This is a genomic window from Kitasatospora sp. NPDC091257 (assembly GCF_044757675.1).
Lineage (GTDB): Bacteria > Actinomycetota > Actinomycetes > Streptomycetales > Streptomycetaceae > Kitasatospora > Kitasatospora lactacystinica.
This window is the reverse complement of record NZ_JBIVVI010000582.1, coordinates 1-5,615: the sequence shown is the minus strand read 5'-3', so window position 1 is coordinate 5,615 and position 5,615 is coordinate 1. Positions and strand designations below refer to the sequence as shown.

Below are 5,615 nucleotides of genomic sequence, written 5' to 3'. Positions count from 1 at the left end.
CGGGTCCGGATCGCGCTCGCCTGGCCGACCGGACAGCCCTCCTCGCCGCCGACCGCCGCCCTGGTGGCCCACCTGCGTCAGGCCTACCCCGGACCGGCGGCCGCTCAGGCTCCGGCCGTCACCGCCGCGCCGTCGGCGATGTGCAGCAGCGCGACCGCGCCGTCGAGCACCTCCCGGTCGAGCGGGAAGTAGCCCTGCCGCGGGACGGTGTCGGTGCGGGTACGGGCGTCGGCCGGCAGTGCGGTGTCCGTCAACTCCCAGGCCGCACCGCGTCCCCGCAGGTGGGCCTCGTACGTCCCCGGCGCCGGCTCGGCCAGTCCGAGCGCCTCGCTGCGCCCCAGGCTCCCGGCGACGAAGGCGTAGCGCTCGCCCAGCAGCGCGCCGACGGTGTGGCCCGCGCCGGTCCACCGGCAGTCCAGCTCGCCCAGCGCCCAGGCGCTCGGGTTCCGCTGCACGTGCCGGTTGTGGGCGAAGAGCAGGGTCGGTCCGCGCCGGGCCTCGATCTCGCGGATGTCGAGGAGGTTCTGCGCCATCAGCGCGTCCCGCACGCCGAGCAGGGCGCTGATCCGGGCGCTCGGGGTGCGGCCCCGGACCGCCGACTGGGCGTGGTAGCGCAGCAGTCCGATACCGGCGGCCAGCCGGGCGCGGGCCTCGTACCACTCGGCCGGCGAGGTCGATCCGATCAATTCCGGTGCCCGCATGTGGAGTTGGAGGAGAAGGTCGTCGGCGAGGCAGCGCAGCCGGGCGGCGTCGGCGGTGTCGCCCGGCGACTGGGCCGGGTCCATCACCGCCTCCGTACGGCTCCAGTGCTCGTCCTCGCCCGCCACACCGGCGACATCGAGGTCGAGCCCCAGGTAGTCGCGGGCGTGTTCGAGGTAGCGGCGCGGGCTGGGGGCGCTGGTGTTCTCGGTCGGGATGTCGAAGCCGTGGAGGGCCAGCCGCTCCCCGGACGGCCGCTGCCGATTGAACTCCCGCATCCAGGCGACGAGTCGGCGGTTGGGGGCGAGTTCCCCGAAGCCGTGCGTGAAGCCCTTCCGCATCGCCGATTCGAGAGTGCCGACACCCTCCCGGACGTAGGCGTCCACGGCGAGGGCGGCCACCCGGTCGGTCTCCAGGGCGATCGACCGGAAGCCCCGGTCGACCAGCCTGGCGAACAGCTCGTTGCGGACCAGCCCGAACGCCGGCTCCTGATGCGTCGGCTCGCCCAGCCCCAGAAGCTCGCACGCGGGGGTGATGAAGTCATACACGTCCTGGTTCATGGACCTCAAGCGTATCCTTGAAGGAACGGTTGAGACTTTTCCCGCTTCTGTCCCCCAGCCGCCGACGAAAGCCTCAAACAGCCCGAACGATCGATCGGCTTCGCACGCCCCACCCGACCCGGAACGGGAGACGACCGGACGACCATGCGACCCTCCGACCTCGCGCGCGAGCACGGCATCTCGACCCAGGCGATCCGCAACTACGAGCGCGACGGCTGCCTCCCGCCCGCCGAACGCACGCCCACCGGATACCGGATCTACACCGAGCTGCACGCCGCCGCCCTGCGCGCCTACCTCGCCCTCGTCCCGGCGTACGGGTACCCGACCGCGGGCTCGGTCATGACCGCCGTCCACGCCGACCGGATCGGCGAAGCCCTCACCGAACTCGACCGGGGCCACGCCCAGTTGCTGCGCGACCGGGAGACCCTCGCCGCCGTCCGCGAGGCCGTCGGCCACCTGACCGGCGGCGCCGCCGCCGGAACCGGGCTCCCCGCAGCGCCCGGCCCCCGCTCCGTCGGCGAGGTCGCACACCGGCTCGGCGTCACCCCCGCGACGCTGCGGGCCTGGGAGGCCGCCGGCATCCTCACCCCGGCCCGGGACCGCGCCACCGGCCACCGCCGCTACCTCCCCGCCGACGTCCGGGACGCCGAACTCGCCCACCTGCTCCGCCGGGGCGGCTACCTGCTGGACCACATCGCCACCGTGCTGCGGCAGATCCGTACCGCGGGCGGCACCGGCGAGCTCGCCGCCGCCCTGGACGGCTGGCAGCAGCGCCTCACCACCCGGGGCCTGGCGATGCTCACCGCCTCCGCCCGCCTCGACGACTACCTGGGGCTGCGCACCGGAACGCCCCGACCGGCTTGACCTCAAGGCCACTTGAGGTACCAGAGTGATCCACATGAACACCGAAGCAGCAGCCAACGCGCAGGCCGCCCCCGAGGCGGACATCCAGGTCATCGAACGGGTCGTGGCCGCCGTCGAACGCGCCCAGCGCACCAAGGACCCGGACGCGTTCCTCGCCCTGTTCCACCCCGAAGCGATCTGGACCACCGCGCACGGCAAGGTCCTCCTCGGCCTGGACGCGATCGCCGAGTTCACCCGTGCCGTGCTGCCCGCCGCGACCTGGGACGGCGACGTCACGTACGAGCCGGCGCACATCCAGTTCCTTCGCCCCGACGTGGCCGCCGTCAAGGTCCGCCAGGTCTACCGGTCGCCGGAGGGGGACTCGGAGGGCGCACCACTGTACGTCATGACCAGGCAGGATGACGGTCGGTGGCTGCTGCACGCCTGCCAGAACACCGGCGTGCTCGCCGAATAGCCACCGGGTCCGTCGCCGTCCGCTCCTGCCCGCTCCTGCCCGCCCCTGCCCGTCCCCGCCGGACACCGGCGCCGCGCCCCGGGTCGGCCGACCCGGCCCGACCGGCCCGGCTCAGCCGACCCGGGTGAGCCGGGCGGTGCGGGCGCCGGCGCCGTCCGCGAGCGCGCCCGGCTGCTCCTGGTCCGCGCGTTCGGGGCCGGCGAGCAGGATGGAGCGCTGGAGCCGCCGCAGCGCCGCGGACGGCTCCATGCCCAACTCCCTTACCAGAGTGTTCCGCAGACGCTGGTAGGCCTCCAGCGCCTCGCCCCGCCGGCCGGAGCGGTGCAACGCGATCATGTACTGGCCGTGCAGGCTCTCATGGGTGCGGTAGCGGTCGATCAGGACGGTGAGTTCGGCGAGCAGCACCCGGTGCCGGCCGAGTCGCAGGTCGGCCTCGATCCGCTGGTCCAGTGCGCAGAGCCTGATCTCCTCCAACCGTCTGGTCTCGACGGCGAGTTGGCCGCCGACCGGGACGTCGGCGAAGGCCGGTCCGCGCCACAGCGCGAGCGCGTCGGCCAACTGGCGGGCGGCGAGCGGAAAGTCGCCCCCGTCCATGGCGCGGTAGCCGTGCCCGGCGAGGCGGTCGAACTCCTGGAGGTCGACCAGTCCGCCGCCACTGTTCAGCATGTAGCCGCCGGCCGAGGTGACCAGGACGTCCTTCGCGCAGGAGGCCCCCGGGCCGCCGTCGCCCTGGGCGAGCGCCCGGTCGATGAGGTCGCGCAGTTGGAGCACATAGGTCTGCACGGTGGTGCGGGCACTGCGCGGCGGGCGGCCGGACCACAGCTCCTCGGCGAGGACTCCCGCCGGCACGACCTGATCGGCCCGTAACGCCAGCAGGGCGAGCACCTGCCGCGGCTTCGGCGCCGACGGCACCACCGACGCCCCGCACAGTCGGACCCCCAAAGACCCCAGCACCCGGATCTCCACGACGACCACCCCATATCCAGACGGATCGGCGGCCCCGACGGCCGCCGGCCGGGCGGGTGCTCCGCTGCTCACCGTCCACGCAGGTCCGCTGGAAGGTCGGTCGAGCACCCGACGCCCATCCAAAAACAGGACAGACGGTTTGTCAATACAAAACCGAACGCGCTGTTTGTTTTTGGGCGGAGCAATCCCCACTGGAACCGGACGCCGGACCGCCCGTCCGACCTCGAACCGCTTCGGACGGGGCCCGCACGGACCACCCGGGCCGCCCCGAGCGCCCCGACTCAGGCCGGTCCGACGCCGGCCGCACCCGCCCCGTCCGGACCATCCGCCCCGCCCGCCCCGCCCGCCCCGTCCGAGCCGGTCTCCGCCACCCGGGCCGCCGCGAGCTCCGCGACCACCCGGGCGCCCCGGTCCACCGCGAGGTCGAGCGTGGCCAGCACCCCGGGCACCGCGATACTGGGCATCACATGCTGGTACAGCGCGGAGATCCGGCGCTCCAGATCCGCCCGGCCGGACATCTTCTGGGACTGGATCTGCACCCCCGTCCAGGCCCCGGTGACCAGCCACGCCGTCTCGGCGGGCACCACCTGGGGCAGCAGCTCACCGCGCCGGCCCGCCGTCTCCAGCACGCTCTCGGCCCGCTGGATCCAGCCGGGCGCCGCACCGCCGCTGAAGTCTCCGAACACGTCCTGGCCGAGGGAGAGCCGCGCACCCGCGCTCAGGACCGGGTCGCGCGGCATGAGATGGGCGACCACCATCCCGAGGTCCACGAACTCCTGGAGCTTGCATTGCCGTTCGGGAATCTCGTCCCGGCCGAACTGCTCCTCCACGACCCCCTGGGCGAGCTCCCGCTTGGAGGCGAAGTGGAAGTACACCGCGCCGCGGGTCACCCCGGCGCGGGCCACGACCTCGCCGATCGTCGCCCCCTCGTACCCGTACTCGTCGAAGACCGACGCCGCCGCCTCCAGGATCAGCCGACGCGTCCGGACCGCCCGCTCCTGTCGCACCACCGCAACCACCCCACCCGAAACGCTCGGCAAACAAAACCAAACACCCCGTATCTTACCCGCCGCAGTCGACGGGGGTCCCTGCATCCCAGGTCACATAGGGCCGTCCTCAAGTGGACTAAAACCGCGTGGACGGTATGGGACGAACAGATGGCCGACATCTCGCCGCCAGCCCCCCTATCCGGAGCAACAGCTCCCACTTGTGCCCGGGGGGACGACGAACGATCCAGTCATAGCAATGGACCTGACAACTTTGGCCATCGACATTCCCACAGGTCAAGCAGGCCCATTCGGTGAACCTGATCTCGGGGCAGCGACCGGCACACACCCACCGTGCCCGGCCGAACACGCTCGGCCGCCGACGAACCTTTGTTCTGGCTCCTTGAAAACCAAACCGGTAGGTACGTATCTTACGAGCCCTGAGCAGCCCACCCCGCCCATCACGGCCTTTCGGAGCGCTCCCCATGACTCTGCTTGCCTTCCGCACGCCCGCCTCCGCCCTCGCCGCCGGCCCGGACTCCCGGACGATCCCCGGCCCCGCCGCAGCAGCGGCCCCGGCGCCTCGCCTGACCAGCACCGTCGCCAAGGAGTACGTGCACCGGGCCTGCCACGCCGAGGTCTTCATCACCGGCAGCGAACAGCTGACCGACACCGCCTTCGCCGTCACCGCGCAGTGGCCGCGGGCGCACACCTTCTTCTGCACGCCGGACGGCACCCGGCACGACCCGATGCAAGCAGCTGAAACGATCCGCCAGGCCGGCCTCTACCTTGCCCACACCCGGTTCGGTGTACCGCTCGACCACAAGTTCATGATGTGGAACCTCGACTACACCACTCGGCCGCGGCAGTTGCCGATCGGAGCGGCACCGACCGACCTCACCCTGGAGGTCCAGCTCCTCGCCCAGCCGCGCCGCTCCGGCACCACGGTCGACTTCACGCTGGAAACCGTCGTCCGACGGGGCGCCCAGCTCGCCGCCACCGGGTACGCCCGGTTCACCACCGTCCCGGACTCCACCTACCAGCGGCTGCGCCGGGGGCGCCAGGGCGCCGAGCACCCCTCGGCGC

Annotated in this window: 6 protein-coding genes; 3 read left to right on the top strand and 3 right to left on the bottom strand. The window is 72.7% G+C overall.

Translation table 11 applies throughout. The features are described 5' to 3' along the window. Positions 1–104: 104 nt before the first annotated feature. Complete coding sequence (locus ACIQOV_RS24825) at positions 105–1,259, bottom strand: erythromycin esterase family protein (protein ID WP_401051908.1); 1,155 nt, start codon at positions 1,257–1,259, stop codon at positions 105–107. A 144-nt stretch (positions 1,260–1,403) separates the two neighbouring features. Here ACIQOV_RS24825 and ACIQOV_RS24820 point away from each other — a divergent pair, with 144 nt between their 5' ends. Next, on the top strand, positions 1,404–2,123 hold the full coding sequence (locus ACIQOV_RS24820) for a TioE family transcriptional regulator (RefSeq protein ID WP_401051905.1): 720 nt from the start codon (positions 1,404–1,406) through the stop codon (positions 2,121–2,123). A 34-nt stretch (positions 2,124–2,157) separates the two neighbouring features. Further along, complete coding sequence (locus ACIQOV_RS24815) at positions 2,158–2,577, top strand: SgcJ/EcaC family oxidoreductase (RefSeq protein ID WP_401051903.1); 420 nt, start codon at positions 2,158–2,160, stop codon at positions 2,575–2,577. A gap of 111 nt (positions 2,578–2,688) precedes the next feature. On the opposite strand, the gene ACIQOV_RS24810 is transcribed toward ACIQOV_RS24815, so the two are convergent. Both ACIQOV_RS24810 and ACIQOV_RS24805 read right to left on the bottom strand, forming a co-directional pair. Continuing rightward, the gene (locus ACIQOV_RS24810; protein ID WP_380541222.1) at positions 2,689–3,543 is read right to left on the bottom strand and encodes a BTAD domain-containing putative transcriptional regulator; all 855 of its coding nucleotides are present in this window, start codon (positions 3,541–3,543) and stop codon (positions 2,689–2,691) included. A gap of 281 nt (positions 3,544–3,824) precedes the next feature. Continuing rightward, entirely contained in the window at positions 3,825–4,553 is a 729-nt protein-coding gene (locus tag ACIQOV_RS24805; RefSeq protein ID WP_401051901.1) for a ScbR family autoregulator-binding transcription factor, read from the bottom strand. 461 nt (positions 4,554–5,014) lie between these two features. On the opposite strand from ACIQOV_RS24805, the gene ACIQOV_RS24800 reads away from it, so the two are divergent. Then, positions 5,015–5,615, top strand: a 601-nt coding sequence (locus ACIQOV_RS24800; protein ID WP_401051898.1) for an AfsA-related hotdog domain-containing protein, incomplete at its 3' end; no start/stop codon positions are given.

Coding starts and splice junctions, on each gene's coding strand:
- ACIQOV_RS24825 (WP_401051908.1), bottom strand. CDS start 1,259: ATGAACCAGGACGTGTATGACTTCATCACCCCCGCGTGCGAGCTTCTG.
- ACIQOV_RS24820 (WP_401051905.1), top strand. CDS start 1,404: ATGCGACCCTCCGACCTCGCGCGCGAGCACGGCATCTCGACCCAGGCG.
- ACIQOV_RS24815 (WP_401051903.1), top strand. CDS start 2,158: ATGAACACCGAAGCAGCAGCCAACGCGCAGGCCGCCCCCGAGGCGGAC.